Origin of the sequence: Streptomyces sp. NPDC007189 (genome assembly GCF_040703635.1) — a bacterium.
In the GTDB taxonomy this organism is placed as follows: domain Bacteria; phylum Actinomycetota; class Actinomycetes; order Streptomycetales; family Streptomycetaceae; genus Streptomyces.
Genome location: NZ_JBEYEY010000006.1, coordinates 327,773 through 348,387 on the forward strand (window position 1 = coordinate 327,773; position 20,615 = coordinate 348,387).

The 20,615-nt window shown below is 71.4% G+C and carries 18 protein-coding genes; 5 read left to right on the top strand and 13 right to left on the bottom strand.

Going from position 1 to position 20,615, the window contains the following annotated elements:
* Window positions 1-45 precede the first annotated feature (45 nt).
* The 3 genes from AB0950_RS15690 to AB0950_RS15700 all read left to right on the top strand — a co-directional run bounded on the left by AB0950_RS15690 (window position 46) and on the right by AB0950_RS15700 (window position 3,464).
* Complete coding sequence (locus AB0950_RS15690) at window positions 46-735, top strand: hypothetical protein (protein WP_360150109.1); 690 nt, start codon at window positions 46-48, stop codon at window positions 733-735.
* A 119-nt stretch (window positions 736-854) separates the two neighbouring features.
* The gene (locus tag AB0950_RS15695; protein ID WP_360571446.1) at window positions 855-1,667 is read left to right on the top strand and encodes a DsbA family protein; all 813 of its coding nucleotides are present in this window, start codon (window positions 855-857) and stop codon (window positions 1,665-1,667) included.
* 126 nt (window positions 1,668-1,793) lie between these two features.
* A complete protein-coding gene (locus AB0950_RS15700; protein WP_360150103.1) occupies window positions 1,794-3,464 on the top strand; it encodes an alkaline phosphatase D family protein in 1,671 nt (556 codons plus the stop codon).
* A gap of 21 nt (window positions 3,465-3,485) precedes the next feature.
* On the opposite strand, the gene AB0950_RS15705 is transcribed toward AB0950_RS15700, so the two are convergent.
* Complete coding sequence (locus AB0950_RS15705; protein ID WP_366778710.1) at window positions 3,486-4,064, bottom strand: dienelactone hydrolase family protein; 579 nt, start codon at window positions 4,062-4,064, stop codon at window positions 3,486-3,488.
* A gap of 104 nt (window positions 4,065-4,168) precedes the next feature.
* Between AB0950_RS15705 and AB0950_RS15710 the strand changes: the two genes are divergently transcribed.
* A complete protein-coding gene (locus AB0950_RS15710) occupies window positions 4,169-5,275 on the top strand; it encodes a mechanosensitive ion channel domain-containing protein (RefSeq protein WP_360150099.1) in 1,107 nt (368 codons plus the stop codon).
* Window positions 5,276-5,289: 14 nt separating this feature from the next.
* Here AB0950_RS15710 and AB0950_RS15715 read toward each other — a convergent pair whose 3' ends face one another.
* The 6 genes from AB0950_RS15715 to AB0950_RS15740 all read right to left on the bottom strand — a co-directional run bounded on the left by AB0950_RS15715 (window position 5,290) and on the right by AB0950_RS15740 (window position 11,439).
* Window positions 5,290-6,030 carry an SDR family oxidoreductase gene (locus AB0950_RS15715; RefSeq protein WP_360150096.1) on the bottom strand — a complete coding sequence of 247 codons (741 nt, stop codon included), beginning with the start codon at window positions 6,028-6,030 and terminating at the stop codon, window positions 5,290-5,292.
* 101 nt (window positions 6,031-6,131) lie between these two features.
* Window positions 6,132-7,718 (bottom strand): Na+/H+ antiporter, encoded by a 1,587-nt coding sequence (locus tag AB0950_RS15720; protein WP_366778711.1) that lies wholly within the window; start codon window positions 7,716-7,718, stop codon window positions 6,132-6,134.
* 95 nt (window positions 7,719-7,813) lie between these two features.
* Window positions 7,814-8,281 carry a GNAT family N-acetyltransferase gene (locus AB0950_RS15725; protein WP_366778712.1) on the bottom strand — a complete coding sequence of 156 codons (468 nt, stop codon included), beginning with the start codon at window positions 8,279-8,281 and terminating at the stop codon, window positions 7,814-7,816.
* Window positions 8,278-9,222: an RluA family pseudouridine synthase gene (locus AB0950_RS15730; protein ID WP_360150087.1), complete on the bottom strand. Its 945-nt coding sequence runs from the start codon at window positions 9,220-9,222 to the stop codon at window positions 8,278-8,280. Before AB0950_RS15730 ends, AB0950_RS15725 begins: the two co-directional genes overlap by 4 nt.
* A 73-nt stretch (window positions 9,223-9,295) precedes the next feature.
* The gene (gene lspA, locus AB0950_RS15735) at window positions 9,296-9,865 is read right to left on the bottom strand and encodes a signal peptidase II (RefSeq protein ID WP_366778713.1); all 570 of its coding nucleotides are present in this window, start codon (window positions 9,863-9,865) and stop codon (window positions 9,296-9,298) included.
* A 59-nt stretch (window positions 9,866-9,924) separates the two neighbouring features.
* Window positions 9,925-11,439 carry a histone H1-like repetitive region-containing protein gene (locus tag AB0950_RS15740; RefSeq protein WP_366778714.1) on the bottom strand — a complete coding sequence of 505 codons (1,515 nt, stop codon included), beginning with the start codon at window positions 11,437-11,439 and terminating at the stop codon, window positions 9,925-9,927.
* Window positions 11,440-12,034: 595 nt separating this feature from the next.
* On the opposite strand from AB0950_RS15740, the gene ileS reads away from it, so the two are divergent.
* A complete protein-coding gene (ileS, locus tag AB0950_RS15745) occupies window positions 12,035-15,178 on the top strand; it encodes an isoleucine--tRNA ligase (protein ID WP_360150078.1) in 3,144 nt (1,047 codons plus the stop codon).
* 438 nt (window positions 15,179-15,616) lie between these two features.
* On the opposite strand, the gene AB0950_RS15750 is transcribed toward ileS, so the two are convergent.
* The 6 genes from AB0950_RS15750 to ftsZ all read right to left on the bottom strand — a co-directional run bounded on the left by AB0950_RS15750 (window position 15,617) and on the right by ftsZ (window position 20,577).
* A complete protein-coding gene (locus AB0950_RS15750; protein WP_360150075.1) occupies window positions 15,617-16,738 on the bottom strand; it encodes a DivIVA domain-containing protein in 1,122 nt (373 codons plus the stop codon).
* 55 nt (window positions 16,739-16,793) lie between these two features.
* On the bottom strand, window positions 16,794-17,081 hold the full coding sequence (locus AB0950_RS15755) for a YggT family protein (protein ID WP_023551437.1): 288 nt from the start codon (window positions 17,079-17,081) through the stop codon (window positions 16,794-16,796).
* Between the two features lie 60 nt (window positions 17,082-17,141).
* On the bottom strand, window positions 17,142-17,783 hold the full coding sequence (gene sepF / locus AB0950_RS15760) for a cell division protein SepF (RefSeq protein WP_023551436.1): 642 nt from the start codon (window positions 17,781-17,783) through the stop codon (window positions 17,142-17,144).
* A 128-nt stretch (window positions 17,784-17,911) separates the two neighbouring features.
* Window positions 17,912-18,631: a YggS family pyridoxal phosphate-dependent enzyme gene (locus AB0950_RS15765; protein ID WP_360150070.1), complete on the bottom strand. Its 720-nt coding sequence runs from the start codon at window positions 18,629-18,631 to the stop codon at window positions 17,912-17,914.
* Window positions 18,632-18,637: 6 nt separating this feature from the next.
* Window positions 18,638-19,366 carry a peptidoglycan editing factor PgeF gene (gene pgeF, locus AB0950_RS15770; protein ID WP_366778715.1) on the bottom strand — a complete coding sequence of 243 codons (729 nt, stop codon included), beginning with the start codon at window positions 19,364-19,366 and terminating at the stop codon, window positions 18,638-18,640.
* Window positions 19,363-20,577, bottom strand: coding sequence for a cell division protein FtsZ (gene ftsZ, locus AB0950_RS15775; protein WP_360150064.1), 1,215 nt, complete (start codon window positions 20,575-20,577; stop codon window positions 19,363-19,365). Before ftsZ ends, pgeF begins: the two co-directional genes overlap by 4 nt.
* Between the last annotated feature and the right edge of the window lie 38 nt (window positions 20,578-20,615).

Genomic DNA, 20,615 nt, shown 5'->3' on the forward strand with positions numbered 1-20,615 from the left:
CTTTAAGGGTCGCTTACCCGCCCACGTGCCAGACTCTCTCTCGTTATGGACATATCCGGGACCCAGCTCAGAGCCGTGCGCGCGGCGCTGTTCACGGCTGTCGTCGTGACGCTCAGCACCGCGTCGCACGTCCTGCTGTCCCGGGCCCCGCTGCCGGTGGCTACGGTGTTGGTGGTCTGCGCCGGGGTCTTCGTCACCGCGTACGCGCTGGCGGGCCGCGAGCGCGGCTTCGGCCGGATCGCGGCCCTGCTGGTCCCGGTGGAACTGGCCGCCGACACCGTCTTCACCACCGGCCAGAACACCTGTTACGGCCGGGCGGGCGGCCCGGTCGCCGGACCGCTGCACGCGTTCGGTTTCAACGTGCTGTGCCAGGGCGGCGCCGTCGGCTCCCCGCTGGCCCGGATGACCGCGGCGCAGGGCCGCCCCGACGCGCTGCTCGCGCACGCCACCCCGGCGGCCGCCTGGCTGCTGCTCGCCGCGCACGTCGGCGTGGGCCTGCTCGCCGCCGCCTGGCTGCGCCGGGGCGAGCGGGCGCTGGTGCAGCTGCTGCGCGCGGTCGCCGCCGGCACCTTCCGGCCGCTGCTGCTCGCGGTGGCCTCGGTCGCCGTGCGGCCCGCGCCGGTGCGCCGGCTGCCGCGCCCGGCCCCGCGCCGGGCCGCCGCCCGCGACCGGCTCCTCGTGCACTCCCTGGGACGGCGTGGACCGCCGTGCTCCCCCGCCCTCGCCCTCCGCTGAGCGGCGCCGCCTGAGCGACATCCGCTCCGCGGCGCCCGTCCGGACGGCGGCACCGAGCACCCCAGTCCCACACCTTTCCCGCGTACGGCATGTGCGCGTCCCATACGGAGATCACCACCATGAGCAAGCGGAACAACCAGTCGGCGAAGACGGCGGCCCGGGAGCGGCTGCGCCAGGAGCGCGAGCGGCAGGCCAAGCGCGCCAAGGCCAAGCGGCAGATCATCGTGGCCGCCTCGGTGGTGGCCGTGCTGGCCGCCGCCGGCGGCATCGGCTACGCCGTCGTCCAGGCCAACAAGCCCACCGGGTGGGACGCCGCGAAGAGCAAGCCGCTCGTGAAGCCGGCCAACACCACGGGCGCGGACGGGACGACCGTCCTCATAGGCAAGAGCACCGCCAAGAAGACCCTCACCATCTACGAGGACCCGCGCTGCCCGGTGTGCGCGCAGTTCGAGCAGACGGTCGGCGCGACCGTGAAGAAGGACGTCGACGACGGCACGTTCAAGCTGCGCTACGTCGGCGCCACCTTCCTCGACAAGAACCTGCCCGGGGTGGGCTCCAAGAACGGCCTGAGCGCCCTCGGCGCCGCGCTCAACGTCAGCCCCGAGGCGTTCCTCGAGTACAAGGCCGCGATGTACTCGACGAAGTGGCACCCCGACGAGAACGACGACAAGTTCAAGGACGACTCCTACCTGATCAAGATCGCCGACACGGTGCCCGCCCTGAAGGGCAACGCGGCGTTCCAGAAGGCGGTGAAGGACGGCACCTACGACCGGTGGGCGCTGGAGGAGTCCAAGATCTTCGACAAGGACGGCATCCAGGGCACCCCGACCCTGAAGATGGACGGCAAGACGCTGACGGGCGCCGACGGCAAGAACCCGCCGATGACCGTGGCCGAGTTCAACACGGCCGTCGACGCGGCCCTGAAGGGCTGATGACGCTGGTGACCGGCTCCGTGGGCTGACGGCCCGTCGGAAACCGGCCTTCGCGCCGCGTGAAGAGCGGGCGAACTTTGGGAGTTCGCCCGCTCGTGCGCATACCGATCAGTAACCTGATCGGTCGTGACCAGTCGATACAGATCGCTTCCGGCCTCCGAGGGCCGCAACTCCCTTTCGCCCCGCCGCCGTACGGTCGTCAAGGCCGCGGCGGCGACCGCTGTCCTGGCCGGCCCGCTCGCCGCCTCCCTTCCGGCGCGCGCCGCCGCCCAGGCCCCCGCCTTCCTGCACGGCGTCGCCTCCGGTGACCCGCTGCCCGACGGCGTCCTGCTGTGGACCCGGGTGACCCCGGCCCCGGAGGCCGTACCCGGCTCCGGGCTCGGCCCGGACACCGAGGTGAGCTGGGTCGTCGCCAGGGACAAGGCGCTCACCAGCATCGTCGCCAAGGGCTCGGTCACCGCGACCGCGGCCTCCGACCACACCGTGAAGGCCGACGTCCGCGGTCTCGCGCCGGCGACCGACTACTGGTTCCGCTTCTCGGCCGGCGGCACCGACTCCCCGGTGGCCCGCACCCGCACCGCACCCGCGGCGGACGCGAACGTGTCCTCCCTGCGCTTCGGCGTGGTCACCTGCGCCAACTGGGAGGCCGGCTACTTCGCCGCCTACCGCCACCTCGCCGCCCGGAGTGACCTGGACGCCTGGCTGCATCTCGGCGACTACGTCTACGAGTACAAGTCCGGCGAGTACGCGGCGCGCGGCACGGTCGTCCGCCCGCACGCGCCGGCCAACGAGACCATCACGCTCGCCGACTACCGGATCCGGCACGCCAGGTACAAGACCGACCCCGACCTTCAGGCCCTGCACCTGAAGGCGCCGGTCATCGCGATCTGGGACGACCACGAGTTCGCCGACAACGCCTGGTCGGGCGGCGCCGTCAACCACACCGAGGGCGCCGAGGGCACCTGGACCGCCCGCAAGGCCGCCGCCAAGCAGGCCTACTTCGAGTGGATGCCGGTCCGCCCCGCGATCGAGGGCACCACCTACCGCCGGCTGCGCTTCGGCAAGCTCGCCGATCTGTCGCTGCTGGACCTGCGGTCCTTCCGCTCCCAGCAGGCCTCCACGGGCAGCGGCTCGGTGGACGACCCGGACCGGACGATCACCGGCCGGGCCCAACTGGACTGGCTCAAGGCGGGGTTGAAGGCCTCCGACACCAGGTGGCGGCTGGTCGGCAACTCGGTGATGATCGCGCCGTTCGTCATCGGCTCCCTCACCGCCGACCTCCTCAAGCCGCTGGCCAAGCTGCTGGACCTGCCGCAGGACGGCGTCGGCGTCAACACCGACCAGTGGGACGGCTACACCCACGACCGCCGCGAACTCCTGGACCATCTGCGCTCGAACGGCATCGGCAACACCGTCTTCCTGACCGGCGACATCCACATGTCCTGGGCCAACGACGTGCCGGTGGACGCGGGCACCTACCCGCTGTCGCCGTCGGCGGCCACCGAGTTCGTGATCACCTCGGTCACCTCCGACAATCTCGACGACATCGTCAAGGTTCCCGAGGGCACGCTCTCCGCCGTCGCCGCGCCGCTCATCGAGGCCGCCAACCGGCATGTGCACTGGGTGGACACCGACCGGCACGGCTACGGCGTACTCGACATCACCGCCGACCGCGCGCAGATGGACTACTACGTCCTGTCCGACCGCACCGACCCGGACGCGACCGCGCAGTGGGTGCGCTCCTACCGCACCCGCAGCGGCACGCAGAAGGTCGAGCGGACCTACGACCCGGTGTAGCCGGCGCCGGCCGGCCTGCGGCTACCCGGCCGGCAGGGCGTCGAGGAAGCCGAGCGCCACCCGCCAGGTGGCCTCGGCGGCCTCGCGGTCGTAGTCCGGGAGACCGGGGTCGGTGTAGAGGTGCCCGGCGGCGGGGTACCGGTAGACCTCCACATCGGCTCCGGCCCGGCCCATCTGCAGATACCAGGCGGTCAGCCAGTCGTCCGTCTCGAACGGGTCCGGCTCGGCCACGTGCAGCTGCACCGGCAGACCGTCCGTGGAGGCGTTCGGCGCGATGTCCGAGGTGCCGTGCAGAAGCAGCAGCCCGCGCGCCTTGTCGTCGCCGAGCGCGAGGGTCTGGGCGACGGACGCGCCGAGCGAGAACCCGGCGTACACCAGCCCGCGGTCGGAGTACGGGGCCGCCGCCAGCACGGCCCGCTTCAGCAGCTCCTCCTTGCCGACCGACTCGTTGAACTCCATGCCCTCCTCGACGGTGTCGAACGTGCGCCCCTCGAAGAGGTCCGGCGTCCACACCTCGTGGCCCGCCCTGCGCAGCCGGTCCGCGGCGTCGCGCACCGCGGGCCTGAGCCCGTACGCCGAGTGAAAAAGCATGATGTTCATGAGGCCATGGTGCCAGCCGATGCCGGAGCGCCGGGGCCGCCGTACCCGGGAACAGCCAGAACTCACATGTTCATGCCCGCCGACCACCGGTTAGGAGCGGTGGCATGATGAATCTGGTCCGCCCCGTGATCGTGATCGGTGGCTCGGTGCTGCTCACCCTGGCCGTCGGCTGGGTCACCGACCGGCTGCTGCGCAAGGCCGACGAACGCGACCACGACTCACCCCTGTGGGAACTGCTGCGCCGCGGCCGCATCCCCTACCAGCTCGTGCTCTGCGCCGCCCTGCTCCGCGGCTCCTACGACCAGGCGAAGGTGCTGGAGCGGCACCAGGTGGGCATCGGCCGGACACTGACCCTGGTGCTGATCGGCTCCGCCGCCTGGCTGGTGATCCGCATCGCCGCGGCGATCGTCGAGACCACCTACAGCCGCTACGCCCGCGCGCACCGGGATCCGGCCCGGGTGCGCAGGGTGCGCACCCAGGTGGAGCTGATCATGCGGGTGGTGTCCGCGATCGTCATCGTGGTCGCCGTCGCGTCCATGCTGCTGACGTTCCCGGCGATGCGCGCCGCCGGCGCCTCGCTGCTGGCCTCGGCGGGCATCATCGCCGCCATCGCCGGTGTGGCCGCCCAGTCGACCCTGTCGAACATGTTCGCCGGGCTGCAGATCGCCTTCGGCGACATGGTGCGCATCGGCGACACGGTCGTCGTGGACGGCGAGTGGGGCACGGTCGAGGAGATCACCCTGACCTTTCTGACGGTACGGACCTGGGACGAGCGCCGGATCACGATGCCTGTGTCGTACTTCACCTCCAAACCCTTCGAGAACTGGTCGCGGGGCACCCCGCAGATGACCGGCACCGTCTTCTGGCACCTCGACCACACCGCGCCCGTCGAGGCGATGCGCGAGAAGCTGCGCGACATCCTGCGCGAGTGTCCGGCCTGGGACGGCCGCGCCTACGGCCTGGTGGTGACCGACAGCACACCCAACACCATCGAGGTGCGCGCCCTGGTGACCGCCAAGGACGCCGACGACATCTGGACGGTGCGGGTCGCGGTCCGCGAGGAGATGATCTCGTGGCTGGTGGCCGAGCACCCCTACGCGCTTCCCCGCGTCAACCACTCCGACGCGGTGCTCCCGCCGCAGCGGCGCCCGTCGCCCGACGGCACGTCGCTGCGCAAGGACTACGACCTGCCGCGCACCGGCCGGGGCTGACCGGCGCCGCCGTCTCAATGACCGCGCTCGGCACCGCCGTTGACCTGGATGATCTGCGAGGTGACATGCGCGGCGCCGGGCGAGGACAGCCAGTGCAGGGTCGCGGCGACGTCGCCCGGTATCCCGGGGCGGCCGTTCAGCGTCTCGGCGATGAGCCGCGCCCGCCGCTCCTCGCCCATGGAGTCCCCGAAGAACTCGGTGTCCTCGACGTATCCCGGCGCGACCACGTTCACGGTGATGCCGCGCGGTCCCAGCTGCCGGGCCAGGTCGTGCGCGTAGGGATGCAGCCCGGCCTTGGCCGCCGCGTAGGCGCCGCTGCCGGAACCGCGGTAGGCGGCGATGGAGCTGATGAACAGCACCCGGCCGCCGGGCGCGGCGAGCCGGTCCTTGAGCGCCTCGGTCAGGAGGGCGGCGGTCAGGACGTTCTGCCGGAAGGCGGCGGTCCAGTCGTGGGCCACCCGGTCCAGAGGGTCGTCCCCCGCGGCCGGCTGCTCCCGGTACCCGGCGCCGCCGGCCGCGTGCACGAGGACGTCCACGGTGCCCAGCTCCTGGGCCACGAACCGCGCCGCCCGGCGCACCTGGTCCGGCTCGGAGAGATCCGCGGCGTGGGTCAGGGCCCCGGGCACCGCGGCCTTCTCCAGCACCTCCGCGCGCCGCCCGAGCAACAGCACCCGGTCGCCGTCCGCCGCGAACGTCTGCGCCGTCGCCCGCCCGATGCCCGTGCCGCCCCCACTGATCACGATGTTGCGAGTCATGATCCGAGAGTAGGAGCGAGTCACCGGCCGCGCCCGGATTTATCCACAGGCTCGGCATGTTCATATGACTATTCATCCACAGGGGCTATGCGTGCCCCTGATCACCGCAGGCTGCGGACGTCGAGATGCCTGAGCACCCGGTCCACGATCTCCGGATCCGCGCCCGGCTCGCTCCGCGCCGCCAGCACCTCGTGCCGCGCCGCGCTCAGCATCTCGTTCTGGATCTTCCGGATCCGCTTCAGCCGCCTGACCCGCTGGTGCTGCGCCTCGCGCCGCTCCTCCTCCCCCATGTCGGGGCTGATCCGGATCCCGATGTCGAAGGCGCGCCGCAGCATCTGCTCGGACAGCTCCTCGGGCAGCTCCTCCACCTGCTCGATCTCCCGCAGCCGGCGCTTGGCCGCCTTCGCGGCGCGTACCGCCAGCTCCTTCTCGAACTCCTTCTCCCGCTCGGAGTCGGCCCGCACCCCGAGCCACCTGACGAGCGACGGCAGGGTGAGCCCCTGCAGGACCAGCGTGACGATGATGACCCCGAAGGCGATGAAGACGATCTCGTCCCGGTCGGGGAACGGGGAGCCGTCGTCGGTCTTCAGCGGGACGGCCAGCGCCAGCGCCACCGAGGCCACCCCGCGCATCCCGGACCACCACATCACGACGGTCTCGCGCCAGCTCACCGGGATCTCCTCGTCGGAGTCCCGCCGCGCGTGCAGCCGCTTGGTCAGCCAGGTCGCGGGCAGCAGCCACACCAGCCGTACGACGATCACCACGCCCACGACGACGGCGGCCCAGCCGAGCAACTCGCCCCAGCGTCCCTGGGCCGTGCGGATGGCGTTGTGCAGTTCCAGACCGATGAGCCCGAAGGCCACCCCGGTGACCAGGGTGTCGATGATGTCCCAGAAGGCGTGCCCGGCCAGCCGGGTCATCACGTCGTCGGCGTCGGTGGCGTACTCGGCCAGGAACAGCGCCGTGGTGAGCACCGCGAGCACCCCGGAGCCGTGCAGCTTCTCCGCGAGCACGTAGGAGGCGTACGGCACCAGCAGGGTCATGCCGATCTGCAGGGTCGGATCGCCCAGCAGGTCCATCAGCCTGTTCGCGCCCCAGCCCAGCACCAGGCCCACGACCACGGCGACGACGGCGGACAGCACGAAGTCCGCGCCGGCCCGCCAGGCCGAGAACGACCCGCTCAGCACCGCGGCGATCGCCACGTGGTACAGCACGATGGCGGTGACGTCGTTGAAGAGCCCCTCGCCCTCGAGGATGGACACCAGGCGGCGCGGCAGCCCGAGCTGCCCGGCGACGCTGGTCGCGGCGACCGGGTCGGGCGGGGCGATCAGCGCGCCGAGCGCGACGGCGGCGGCGACCGTCAGGCCCGGCACGATCGCGTGGGCGACGACCGCCACACACACCGTCGTCATGAAGACCAGGGCGACGGCCAGCAGGAGGATCGGGCGGATGTTGGCCGCGAACTGCCGCCATGAGGTGCGCCGTACGGCGGCGTAGAGCAGGGGCGGAAGCAGCCCCGGCAGGATGAGCTCCGGCGGGATGTTCACGTCGGGCACGAAGTCGGCCACCGCGAGGACCCCGCCCAACAGGGTCATCAGGACCGGCGCCGGCACCCCGAACCGGTCTCCCAGCGGGACGCTCACCAGGGCCCCGAGCAGCAGGACGAACAGCAGAGCCAACTGATCCACGGACGGCGCTCCGGGGTCGACGATCATCTCGCAGGCTTCAAGACTGCCATCCGGCCGGCGGGAACGCCCGCCGCCCCCGGGCCCGGCTCGGGCCTCTACAGGGCGCGGCGCATCGCCCGGTGCGGTATCCCGGCGTCCGGGAACTCCGGGCCGTACGCCGTGTAGCCGAGGCGCTCGTAGAAACCCAGCGCGTGGGTCTGGGCGTGCAGGTCGACCGCGGTGAGGCCTCGCGTGCGTGCCGCGTCCTCGACGGCCCGCACCAGGGCCGCGCCGACGCCGAGCCCGCGGGCCTCGCGGGTCACGGCGAGCCGCCCCAGGGAGCCCACCGAGGCATCCCCGCCCGTCTTGGCCGCGGCGGCCTCGCCGTGCAGCAGCCGCCCGGTGCCCAGCGGCACGCCGTCGTCGCGGACCGCCAGCACATGCACGGCGACCGCGTCGTAGGCGTCGTACTCGATGTCCTCGGCGACGCCCTGCTCGCGGACGAAGACCTCCTTGCGGACCGCGAAGCAGGCCTCGCGGTCGGCGGGATCCTCGGCGACCCGGACGGTGTACGGCACGCTCATGCGTACGTCTCCTCGCGTACCTGGTCGAGGGCCTCCTGCAGGTCCGCGGGGTACTCACTCTCGAACTCCGCCCACTGGCCGTCGCCGGGGTGCTCGAAGCCGAGGCGCACGGCGTGCAGCCACTGGCGGGTCAGGCGCAGCCGCTTGGCGAGGGTCGGGTCGGCGCCGTAGGTGAGGTCACCGACGCAGGGGTGGCGGTGGGCGGCCATGTGGACGCGGATCTGGTGGGTACGGCCGGTCTCCAGCTTCACGTCCAGCAGCGAGGCCGCGCGGAACGCCTCGATGAGGTCGTAGTGCGTGACGGAGGGCTTGCCGTCGGCCGTGACCGCCCACTTGTAGTCGTGGTTCGGGTGGCGGCCGATCGGCGCGTCGATCGTGCCGCTCGTGGGGTCCGGGTGGCCCTGGACCAGGGTGTGGTAGCGCTTGTCGACCGTGCGCTCCTTGAACTGGCGCTTGAGCGAGGTGTAGGCCCGCTCCGACTTGGCGACCACCATCAGACCCGACGTGCCCACGTCGAGGCGGTGCACGATGCCCTGGCGCTCGGCGGCGCCGGAGGTGGAGATCCGGTATCCGGCGGCGGCGAGACCGCCGATGACGGTGGGGCCGCTCCAGCCCGGCGACGGGTGCGCGGCCACGCCGACCGGCTTGACGATCACGACCACGTCCTCGTCGTCGTGCACGATCTCCATGCCCTCGACCGGCTCGGCGACGATCTGCACCGGCGCGGGCGCCTGGGGCATCTCGACCTCGAGCCAGGCGCCGCCGCGCACCCGCTCGGACTTGCCGACCACCGCGCCGTCGACCTGGACCTTGCCGGCGGCGGCCAGCTCAGCCGCCTTGCTGCGGGAGAAGCCGAACATGCGGGAGATGGCGGCGTCGACGCGCTCGCCCTCCAGGCCGTCGGGCACGGGCAGGGTACGGATCTCGGGAATCGTGCTCACCCGTCGAGTATGCCGGACGGGCGGAACCGGCCCGCACGAGCCTGTGGAAAACCTGCCGTGGACGGCCCCGGGCTCAGTCCTTGTGGAGCGTGCCGTCCGGGTCGAGGCCCCGGAAGGACAGCAGCACGATCAGGATGCCGCCGCACACGATCGCCGAGTCGGCCAGGTTGAACACCGCGAAGCCCTTGGGCGCGATGAAGTCGACGACCTTGCCCTCGAAGACGCCGGGCGACCGGAAGATCCGGTCGGTGAGGTTGCCGATCGCGCCGCCGAGCAGCAGGCCGAGCGCGATGGCCCAGGGGTAGCTGTAGAGCTTGCGGGCCAGCCGGATGATCACCACGATCACCGCCGCGGCGATCAGGGTGAAGATGATCGTGAAGGCCTGGCCGAAGCCGAAGGCCGCACCCGGGTTGCGGGTGGCGTTCAGCTCCAGCCAGTCCCCGAGCAGCTTGACCGGCTCACGGCCCTCCAGCTTGGCGACCACGAGCAGCTTGCTGATCAGATCGAGGGCGTACGCGAAGGCGGCCACCGCGAACAGCAGGGCGATCCGGCGCCCGCGACGCCCCCGCTCCTGGGCCGGGGCCTGCTCGCCGCTTCCGTCCGGGGTGTCCGGCGTACCGATGATGCGCTCCGCCTCTGCCACGTGAGTCCCTCAACCTAGGTGCCTGACTGAGGACGAGACTACGACACGGCCGCGCGCATTCAGGAGCGGCGTTCCTGCTTCTGCTTGCACTCGACGCACAGGGTGGCCCGGGGGAAGGCCTGCATCCGGGCCTTGCCGATGGGGTTGCCGCAGCTCTCGCACAGGCCGTAGGTGCCCGCGTCCAGCCGCTCCAGGGCGCGCTCGGTCTGGACCAGCATGTCGCGCGCGCCCGCGGCCAGCGCCATCTCGTGCTCACGGGTGATGTTCTTGGCGCCGATGTCGGCCTGGTCGTCGCCCGCGCCGTCCCCGGAGTCCCGCATCAGACCCGCGAGCGACGCCTCGGAGGAGCTGATCTCCTCCTGCAGCCGTTCCGCCTCGGACAGCAGTTCGGCACGGGCCCCGGCGACCTCGTCCGCGGTCCAGGGGTCCTCGCCGGGGCGCACCGCCAGCTCGCCGGGCTCCACCGCGGCGCCCCGCGCCTTGGGGACGGCGGTCTCCGCCGTGGCCGTGCCAGGAGTCTTCTTCGCAACCACTGTCGTGGCTCCCGTCTGCTTGGCGGCCCGCGCCGCGCCCGCTTTCTTGGCCCTGCTCGTGTCGGCCGCCTCCGCGGAGACGCCCACTGCGGCCGCCTTCCCGCCGCCGGCCTTCTTCGCCACCGGCTTCTCCACGGCCGTCTCGCCCACCGCTCCCTTCACCACCGGCTTCTCCACGGCCGTCTCGCCCACCGCTCTCTTCGTCACCGGCTTCCTGCCGCCGGTCTTCTTGACCGCCGTCTTCTCCGGCACAGCCGCTCCGGCCGCCGCGACGCCGGGTCCCGTCTTCACGGCCGACGCGCTCTTGGCCGCCGTCTTCTTGCCGGCCTCCGAGGTCTTCTCGCCGGCCGCCGTCTTCTTCCCGGCCGTCGTCTTGGCAGCGGCTTTTCCGGCCGTGGCCTTCCGGGCCGCGGCCTTCTGCGCCGCGGTCTTCTGCGCCGTGGCCTTCCCGGCCGAGATCTCCTTGGCGGGCGGCTTCTCAGCAGCCGTCTTCTTGGCGGCCGTTTCCTTCACTGCCGCCTTCTTGGCAGCCGTCTCCTTGGCGGTGCTCTTCTCGGCGGTGCTCTTCTCGGCGGTGGCCCTTCCGGTCGAGGGCTTCTTGGCCGCGGTCCTCTTGGACGACGTGGTCTTCCCAGCGGCCGAGTCCACGGCAGCGGACTTCTTCGCCGCGGACTTCCCGAGCGCCGACGTCTTGGCAGCGGCCGTCTTGGCAGCGGCTGTCCTACCAGAGGCCGTCTTGGCGGCAGGCATCTTGGCGGCGGCGGACTTCTCAGCGGCCGTCTTCCTCCCAGCCGTCGCCCTCGTACCGGCGCCGGCCGTCGCCCCGCTGTCCGTCGTCCTCCTGGCGGCCGGCTCCTTCGGGGCCGGGTCTCTCAGCGCTGTCCTCCTCGCGGCCGGCTCCGCGCCCCTTCCCCCGGTCAGGCTCTTCCTGCCGGCCGCTCCCTTGGCCTGGCCACCCGTGGCGGCCGCAGCGCCGGAGGCGGCCGCGCCCCGGCGCCGGCCGGTCGCCGGCTGCTGTACGGCGGTCTTTTTCGCCACCATGGCCGCGACCCCTTCACATATTGTGATCATGTTCGCGAATCGTGCTGGGACGATAAATCGACTTGAGTCCCACGGCAACGGGGCGCACCGCCCGATTCGCCCGCCCGCACCCCCGCGCAGCGGGCCTGCATCCGTTGTGCCCAGCTCCCCGCCGGGTAATCCGCCGCGCCCGGCCTCCCCGGATCCGGGCGCCCGGCCTCTGGCCATTCGGGTCACCCCGGGCCGCCGCCGAGCCCTCGGCCGCACCGCGGGGAAAACCGGTCGGCCGCTGTCCGCGCGGAGCCGTACACTGGGCGAAGCGAAAAGCGTGGATGGGGACGAGTAGCGGCGTACGCAGCCCAGAGCGACCCGGGGACGGTGTGAGCCCGGGGGCGAGCGCGACGTGAAGATCACCCCGGAGCCGCCGGAAGAAAGCCCAGCACGGGTCAGTAGAACCGGCTTCGCGACCCCAATGAGGGGGCTCACCGGCGCGTACGGCGCGGCGGAGGGCCAAGGAGGGTGGTACCGCGGGAGCGCGCCGCACACGGCGTAGGCAGGATCGAAGGCTCTCGTCCCTCCGACGGAAGGCAGCAAGTCCGTTGGAGGATGCTCGCAGATGACAGCGCCGACGTACCGCCAGGTGCCCGCACAGGTCGACCTGCCCGCTCTTGAGCACGCCGTGCTCGACTTCTGGCGCGAGCAGAAGATCTTCGCCAAGAGCCTGGAGCAGTCGCAGGGCCGCCCGGAATGGGTGTTCTACGAGGGCCCGCCCACCGCCAACGGCATGCCCGGCGCCCACCACATCGAGGCGCGCGTCTTCAAGGACGTTTTCCCCCGCTTCCGCACCATGCGCGGCTACCACGTGGCCCGCAAGGCCGGCTGGGACTGCCACGGCCTGCCCGTGGAGCTGGCCGTCGAGAAGGAGCTGGGCTTCTCCGGCAAGCAGGACATCGAGGCGTACGGCATCGCCGAGTTCAACGCCAAGTGCCGCGAGTCCGTGACCCGGCACACCGACGCCTTCGCCGAGCTGACGACCCGGATGGGCTACTGGGTCGACCTGGACGACGCCTACCGGACCATGGACCCCGAGTACGTGGAGTCGGTCTGGTGGTCGCTGAAGGAGATCTTCAACAAGGGTCTGCTGGTCCAGGACCACCGCGTCGCCCCCTGGTGCCCGCGCTGCGGCACCGGCCTGTCCGACCACGAGCTGGCGCAGGGCTACGAGACGGTCGTCGACCCCTCGGTGTACGTCCGCTTCCCGCTCACCTCCGGTCCGCTCGCCGGCGAGGCCGCGCTCCTGGTGTGGACGACGACCCCTTGGACCCTGGTGTCCAACACGGCGGTCGCCGCCCACCCCGAGGTCACCTACGTCGTCGCGACCGACGGTGAGGAGAAGCTCGTCGTCGCCGAGCCGCTGCTCGCCAAGGCGCTCGGCGAGGGCTGGGAGCCGACGGGCCAGACCTTCACCGGCACCGAGATGGAGCGCTGGACGTACCAACGTCCGTTCGAGCTGGTGGAGTTCCCGGCGCCGGCCCACTTCGTGGTGAACGCCGAGTACGTCACCACCGAGGACGGTACGGGTCTGGTCCACCAGTCCCCCGCCTTCGGTGAGGACGACCTCAAGGTCTGCCGTTCCTACGGTCTGCCGGTGGTCAACCCCGTCCGCCCGGACGGCACCTTCGAGGAGGACGTCCCGCTGGTCGGCGGCGTCTTCTTCAAGAAGGCGGACGAAAAGCTCACCGAGGACCTCAAGCAGCGCGGCCTGCTGTTCAAGCACCTGCCGTACGAGCACAGCTACCCGCACTGCTGGCGCTGCCACACCGCGCTGCTCTACTACGCGCAGCCCTCCTGGTACATCCGCACCACGGCGATCAAGGACCGCCTGATCCAGGAGAACGAGAAGACCAACTGGTTCCCCGACACGGTCAAGCACGGCCGGTACGGCGACTGGCTGAACAACAACATCGACTGGGCCCTGTCCCGCAACCGCTACTGGGGCACCCCGCTGCCGATCTGGCGCTGCGAGGAAGGCCACCTCACCTGCGTCGGCTCCCGCGCGGAGCTGACCGAGCTGTCCGGCGCCGACCAGTCGGACCTGGACCCGCACCGCCCGTACATCGACGAGATCACCTTCGCCTGCCCGCACGAGGGCTGCGGGGCGACGGCCACGCGCGTGCCGGAGGTCATCGACGCCTGGTACGACTCGGGTTCGATGCCGTTCGCGCAGTGGGGCTACCCGTACAAGAACAAGGAGCTGTTCGAGAGCCGCTACCCGGCGCAGTTCATCTCCGAGGCGATCGACCAGACCCGCGGCTGGTTCTACACGCTGATGGCCGTCGGCACGCTGGTCTTCGACAAGTCGTCGTACGAGAACGTCGTCTGCCTGGGCCACATCCTGGCCGAGGACGGCCGCAAGATGTCCAAGCACCTGGGCAACATCCTGCAGCCGATCCCGCTCATGGACCAGCACGGCGCGGACGCGGTGCGCTGGTTCATGGCGGCCGGCGGCTCCCCGTGGGCGGCACGGCGTGTCGGCCACGGCACCATCCAGGAGGTCGTCCGCAAGACCCTGCTGACGTACTGGAACACGGTCGCCTTCCAGGCGCTGTACGCGCGTACGTCCGCGTGGGCGCCGAGCGAGGCCGACCCGGCCCCGGCCGACCGCCCGCTGATCGACCGCTGGCTGCTGTCCGAGCTGCACGCGCTGACCGACCAGGTGACGCAGTCGCTGGAGGCGTACGACACCCAGCGCGCCGGCAAGCTGCTGTCCGCGTTCGTCGACGACCTGTCGAACTGGTACGTCCGCCGCTCCCGGCGCCGCTTCTGGCAGGGCGACAAGGCCGCGCTGCGCACCCTGCACGAGGTGCTGGAGACGGTCACCAGGCTGATGGCGCCGATCACCCCGTTCATCACCGAGCGGGTGTGGCAGGACCTGGTCGTGCCGGTGACCCCGGGCGCGCCGGAGTCGGTGCACCTGACCGCCTGGCCGGAGGCGGACCTGTCCGCGATCGACCCCGAGCTGTCGAAGCAGATGGTCCTGGTCCGCCGGCTCGTCGAGCTGGGCCGCGCCACGCGCGCGGAGTCGGGCGTCAAGACGCGTCAGCCGCTGTCCCGCGCCCTGATCGCGGCGGCCGGCTTCGAGTCCCTGGACCCCGAGCTGCACACGCAGATCACCGAGGAGCTGAACGTGTCCTCGCTGGCGTCGCTGTCCGAGGTGGGCGGCTCGCTGGTGGACACCACCGCCAAGGCCAACTTCCGGGCGCTGGGCAAGCGGTTCGGCAAGCGGGTGCAGGACGTGGCGAAGGCGGTCGCGAACGCGGACGCCGCCGCGCTGTCGCTGGCGCTGCGCGAGGGCACGGCCTCGGTCGAGGTCGACGGCGAGACGGTCGCCCTGGCTCCCGACGAGGTGATCATCACCGAGACCCCGCGCGAGGGCTGGTCGGTGGCCTCCGACTCGGGTGCCACGGTCGCCCTGGACCTGGAGATCACGGAGGAGCTGCGGCAGGCGGGCCTGGCCCGTGACGCGATCCGGCTGATCCAGGAGGCCCGGAAGAACAGCGGGCTGGATGTGGCCGACCGGATCGCTCTGCGCTGGACCTCGACCGACCCGGCGGTGGTCGCGGCGCTGACCGAGCACAGCGCGCTGATCGCCGAGGAGGTCCTGTCGACCGACTTCGCGCAGGGCGAGGCCGACGACACCTTCGGCGAGCCGTTCACCGACGAGGGCCTGTCGCTGACGTTCCGCCTGCGCAAGGCGTAAGCACCGAGCGAGCCAAGAGGGGCCCGGTCTCCGTGGGGAGGCCGGGCCCCTCTTCATGCGCGGGCCCTGGAACACGGCCTCGTGGCGAGGAGCCGCCCCTTCTTCGTGGACGCCGGTCCCGCAAGGTGGCCCGACCTCTGCGGCGCGCTCCGCGCCCATGTCACGGGCGAGGTCCCTGCACGGCGGCCCGATCTCCGTAGCGGGGACCGACCGCGCCCTCTCAACAGGAGCCGGTCCTGCAAGACGGCCCCGCCCCCGTGACCCTGGCCACCCCCTCTTCATGGCACCCCCTGATCTCACCGTGCCGGACCGCCGTCCCCCGTGCCCGGCACTTGCCTCGCAACCCGCGTAAAACAGGGCGGGCCCCCCGGGACCGAAGTCCGGGGGGCCCGCCCTGATGAGCGCTGCCGACGCCGTTGTCGTACTAGTGCCCGGTGCTCAGTTGTCGTCCTCGTCGATCAGGAACCCGCGCATCGGCGAGGGCGCCTGGCCCATCGGGGACGGGCCCTGCGGGCGGACCGGGGCCATGGGCTGGGTCATGGCCGGGGTCATCTGCTGCTGGCCGCCGTAGGACGGGGCGGACGGGCCGGGGTTGCCGCCCATCGTCTGGTTGCCGCCGTAGGACGGGGCGCTCGCGCCGGCCGGGGCCATGGAGGGCGCCGGGGACGGCGGCAGCGACGCGGTCGCCGGGGTGCGCGGCGGGGCCAGGGAGTCGTCGGCCTGGGTCTCCAGCTGGCGCAGCTGGGACTCGAGGTACGACTTCAGGCGCGTGCGGTACTCGCGCTCGAAGCCGCGCAGGTCCTCGACCTTGCGCTCCAGCGTGGCGCGGGCGGACTCCAGGGAGCCCATCGCGACGCGGTGCTTCTCCTGCGCGTCCCGCTCCAGGGCGTCGGCCTTGGCACGGGCGTCACGCTCCAGACCCTCGGCGCGGCTGCGGGCCTCGCCGACGATCTTGTTGGCCTCGGAGCGGGCCTCGGCGATCGCCTGGTCGGCGGTCTGCTGGGCCAGCGAGAGGACTCGGGCGGCGCTGTCGCCGCCGGGGCCCTGACCGGGCATGCCCATGGGACCACCCATGGGGCCGCCCATCTGCTGCTGCATGGGCGGCTGGCCGCCCATCGGGCCCTGGCCCATCGGACCCTGGCCCATCGGGCCGGGACCCTGCGGGCCGCCCTGACCGCCGGGGCCGGCGGGCAGCTGCGGGGCGCCGCTCGGCAGCTGGGGCGGGCCACCCATGGGGCCGCCCATCTGCTGCTGCGGCGGGCCCGATATCCCGGCGGGCACCGGCGCGCCGGGACCTCGCATGCCCTGCTGCGGGTGCTGCTGCGGGTGCTGCTGCTGGTCCTGCTCCGGCGGGCCCTTGCGCATGTTCTGCTGGTTCTGGGCGGCCGCACGGGTCGCCGCGGCCAGCTTGGCGCGCAGGTCCTCGTTCTCGCGGAGCAGACGGGTCAGTTCGGCTTCGACCTCGTCGAGGAAGGCATCGACCTCGTCCTCGTCATAGCCTTCTCGGAGGCGGACGGTCGTGAACTGCTTGTTCCGCACGTCCTCGGGGGTCAACGGCATCTCTTCACCTCAACGTAGTCATCGGCAGTCGGCAAGACCGTATCGTCCACCCTCATCACATGAAGCTCCCCGTGATGGAGAGGAGGATGTAGACGATGATCATCAGTACGAAGAAGGACAGGTCGAGCGCCACGCCCCCGAGACGCAGCGGCGGGATGAACCGCCGCAGAAGCTTCAGCGGTGGATCGGTGACAGTGTAGGTGGCCTCCAGTACGACCACCATCGCCTTGCCGGGTTGCCACGAGCGGGCGAACTGGAACACGTAGTCCATCACGAGCCGGAAGATGAGCACGACGAGGAACACAAGCAGCGCGGTGTGGACCACCGTGATGAACACGCTCATGGCCTGCGCTTCCCTCTCCCCTGTCCGTGCTCTTCCGAACCTGATCCGGTTGTCTGCGTCTCAGCTCTGGTTGAAGAACCCGCCCTCTGCGATGCGGGCCTTGTCCTCCGCCGTGACATCGACGTTAGCAGGAGACAACAGGAACACCTTCTGCGTCACCCGCTCGATGCTGCCGTGAAGACCAAACACCAAACCGGCCGCAAAGTCGACAAGTCGCTTCGCGTCTGTGTCATCCATCTCAGTCAGATTCATGATCACCGGGGTGCCCTCACGGAAGTGTTCCCCGATGGTACGGGCCTCGTTGTAGGTCCGGGGGTGAAGCGTGGTGATCCGGTAAGGCTCTCGCTCGGACACAACCTTGGGCATGATCACCGGTGCGTTCTTCTCGAGGGACTGACGTTCTTGTGTGATGGATGCCACGGGCGCGATCCGCGCCGGACGCCCGGATTCCGCGGCGAGCGAAGTCGAACGGGCCACCGGCTCGCGCGGCGCGGGCGGTTGCACGATACGCACCTCTTCGTCCCTTTGGGACTGATGTGCGCTGTGTGACTGGTGTGACGATTCGTGCCGTCGATGGTCCCGCTCCGGCTCCGGGTCCAACTCGGGCTCGAAGTCGTCGTCGGGGTCGAATCCGCGGCCGTCGTACCCATCGTCCTCCACGAGGCCGAGGTAGACCGCCATCTTGCGCATCGCGCCGGCCATGCTCTGAGTCCTCCGCTCTGTGGTGGATCGGCTGACGACTGCCAAGTGCCCGCGATCCACGAGGTCGTTGTGCCCGCCTTCGCAGGCACTGACCATATTTTCTGCTGTGGTCCGACTTCTTGGCGACGTTACCCGAGCCTGGGGCGGACTCCGAGTACCGCAGTGCCGACGCGTACATGTGTCGCTCCGGCGGCCACGGCCTGTTCGAGGTCCGCACTCATCCCTGCCGACACCATGGTTGCAGCCGGATGGGCTCGGCGCAGGTCGGTCGACAAATCCATGAGCCGTTCAAACGCCGCCCGTTCGCGCCCCGCGTACTCCCCCGTGAGCGGAGCGACGGTCATCAGCCCGTCGAGCCGCAGCCCCGGCGCCTGTCCGACGCGGTCGGCCAACTCTTCGATTCCGCCCGGCGCCACGCCTCCGCGCTCACCCCGAGCGCTCTCCCCGGCGTCCAGCGCCACCTGGATCAGGCAGCCGATCTCACGTCCCGCCCGCACGGCCTCCTTCGACAGGGCCGTGACGAGCCTGGCGCGATCGACGGACTGCACGACATCGGCATAACCGACCACGGAACGGACTTTGTTGGTCTGCAACTGACCGACAAAATGCCACTTAAGAGGCAGATCCGAGCATGCGGCGGCCTTCGGCGCCGCGTCCTGGTCGCGGTTCTCGGCGACATGGCGCACACCGAGTTCCGACAGGATCCGCACATCGCTCGCCGGATAGGTCTTGGTGACCACGATCAGGGTCACCTCCTCCCGCTTGCGCCCGGCCGCCACGCACGCGGCGGTGATGCGCTCCTCCACTTTCGCCAGATTTGCGGCGAGTTCGGTCTTACGGTCCGTCATGCCCCATCAGTCCAGCCAGACATAGCCCGCGAGCCGCCCGGTGGTGCGGTCTCGGCGGTACGAGAAGTGATCGACCGACTCCAGCGTGCACTCCGGCGCCTGCGCCCGGTCGCACACCCCGAGCCGGTCGAGCTGCGCGTGCACCCCGGCGCTCACATCGACCGCCGGCGTGCCCCAGCTCGTCTCGGCGTACGCCGCCGGCTCGACGGCGGCCACCTCGGCGCGCATCGCCTCGGGTACTTCGTAACACCGGCCGCACACGGCCGGTCCGGTGCGGGCGACGATCCGCCCCGGCTCGGCGCCGAGTTCCACCATGGCCCGTACGGCGGCCGGGACGACGCCCTCGACCATGCCGGGCCGGCCCGCGTGCGCCGCGGCGGCGACCCCGGCGACCGGATCGGCGAGCAGCACCGGCACGCAGTCGGCGGTGAGGACGGCGAGGGCGAGTCCGCGGCGGACGGTGACGATGGCGTCGACCTCCGGGACCGGGCGGTCGCCCCAGGGCTCGTCGACGACGGCCACCTCGGCGCCGTGCACCTGGTTCATCCACACGACCCGGTCCGTCTCGATGCCGAGCGCCTTGGCCGCGATGTCCCGGTTGGCCCGTACGGCCTCCGGGTCGTCGCCGACCGCGCCGCCGAGGTTGAGCTCCTCATACGGAGCGGCGCTCACCCCGCCCCACCGGTCGGTGAAGGCGAAGTGCGCGCCGCTCACGCTCTCGCGCCGTCTTATCACTTGAGGAAGTCCGGGACGTCCAGCTCCTCGGCCGCGCTGTCCGTGTAGGCCGGCCGCGGCGCCGGGGTGACCGGCGGCGCGGGGGCCGGGATGTCGGCCACCGGCTCGGGCGCCGGCTCCGGCTCCTCCTTGGGCTTGACGCTGCCGAGCGAGCCGAAGGACGGGCGGCTGGGCTCGGGCTGCCGTACCGGGGCGGAGTCCTCGCGGCGGGAGCCCGCCGACGCCGAGGACGAGCCGAGGACGTTGTCCCGGCGGGCCGGGGGCTGGCCGCCGTCGAAGCCGGCCGCGATCACGGTGACCCGCACCTCGTCGCCGAGGGCGTCGTCGATGACCGCGCCGAAGATGATGTTGGCCTCGGGGTGGGCGGCCTCGCTGACCAGCTGGGCGGCCTCGTTGATCTCGAACAGGCCGAGGTCGGAGCCGCCGGAGATGGAAAGCAGCACACCGCGGGCGCCGTCGATGGACGCCTCCAGCAGCGGAGAGGAGATGGCCATCTCGGCCGCGGCCACCGCGCGGTCGTCGCCGCGGGCGGAGCCGATGCCCATGAGGGCCGAACCGGCCTCGGACATGACGGACTTCACGTCGGCGAAGTCGAGGTTGATCAGACCGGGGGTGGTGATGAGGTCGGTGATGCCCTGGACACCGGAGAGCAGGACCTGGTCGGCGGACTTGAAGGCGTCCAGGACCGAGACCTGGCGGTCCGAGATGGACAGCAGCCGGTCGTTGGGGATGACGATGAGGGTGTCGACCTCTTCGCGCAGTTCGGCGATGCCGTCCTCGGCCTGGTTCGCGCGGCGGCGTCCCTCGAAGGTGAACGGGCGCGTGACCACGCCGATGGTGAGGGCGCCCAGCGAGCGCGCGATGTTGGCCACGACGGGCGCGCCGCCGGTGCCGGTGCCGCCGCCTTCACCGGCCGTCACGAAGACCATGTCGGCCCCCTTGAGGACCTCCTCGATCTCCTCGCGGTGGTCCTCGGCGGCCTTGCGGCCGACGGCCGGGTTGGCTCCGGCGCCGAGTCCGCGGGTGAGTTCGCGGCCGACGTCCAGCTTGACGTCGGCGTCGCTCATCAACAGCGCCTGTGCGTCGGTGTTGATGGCGATGAACTCGACGCCCTTGAGACCGACCTCGATCATCCGGTTGATGGCATTGACACCACCGCCGCCGACACCGATGACCTTGATGACTGCGAGGTAGTTCTGCGGTGCTGCCACGTCGAAGGCCTCTCGCCTCGAATTACGTTGCCGTCGCC

Coding starts and splice junctions, on each gene's coding strand:
- AB0950_RS15690 (WP_360150109.1), top strand. CDS start 46: ATGGACATATCCGGGACCCAGCTCAGAGCCGTGCGCGCGGCGCTGTTC.
- AB0950_RS15695 (WP_360571446.1), top strand. CDS start 855: ATGAGCAAGCGGAACAACCAGTCGGCGAAGACGGCGGCCCGGGAGCGG.
- AB0950_RS15705 (WP_366778710.1), bottom strand. CDS start 4,064: ATGAACATCATGCTTTTTCACTCGGCGTACGGGCTCAGGCCCGCGGTG.
- AB0950_RS15710 (WP_360150099.1), top strand. CDS start 4,169: ATGATGAATCTGGTCCGCCCCGTGATCGTGATCGGTGGCTCGGTGCTG.
- AB0950_RS15715 (WP_360150096.1), bottom strand. CDS start 6,030: ATGACTCGCAACATCGTGATCAGTGGGGGCGGCACGGGCATCGGGCGG.
- AB0950_RS15725 (WP_366778712.1), bottom strand. CDS start 8,281: ATGAGCGTGCCGTACACCGTCCGGGTCGCCGAGGATCCCGCCGACCGC.
- AB0950_RS15740 (WP_366778714.1), bottom strand. CDS start 11,439: ATGGTGGCGAAAAAGACCGCCGTACAGCAGCCGGCGACCGGCCGGCGC.
- ileS (WP_360150078.1), top strand. CDS start 12,035: ATGACAGCGCCGACGTACCGCCAGGTGCCCGCACAGGTCGACCTGCCC.
- AB0950_RS15750 (WP_360150075.1), bottom strand. CDS start 16,738: ATGCCGTTGACCCCCGAGGACGTGCGGAACAAGCAGTTCACGACCGTC.
- AB0950_RS15755 (WP_023551437.1), bottom strand. CDS start 17,081: ATGAGCGTGTTCATCACGGTGGTCCACACCGCGCTGCTTGTGTTCCTC.
- sepF (WP_023551436.1), bottom strand. CDS start 17,783: ATGGCCGGCGCGATGCGCAAGATGGCGGTCTACCTCGGCCTCGTGGAG.
- AB0950_RS15765 (WP_360150070.1), bottom strand. CDS start 18,631: ATGACGGACCGTAAGACCGAACTCGCCGCAAATCTGGCGAAAGTGGAG.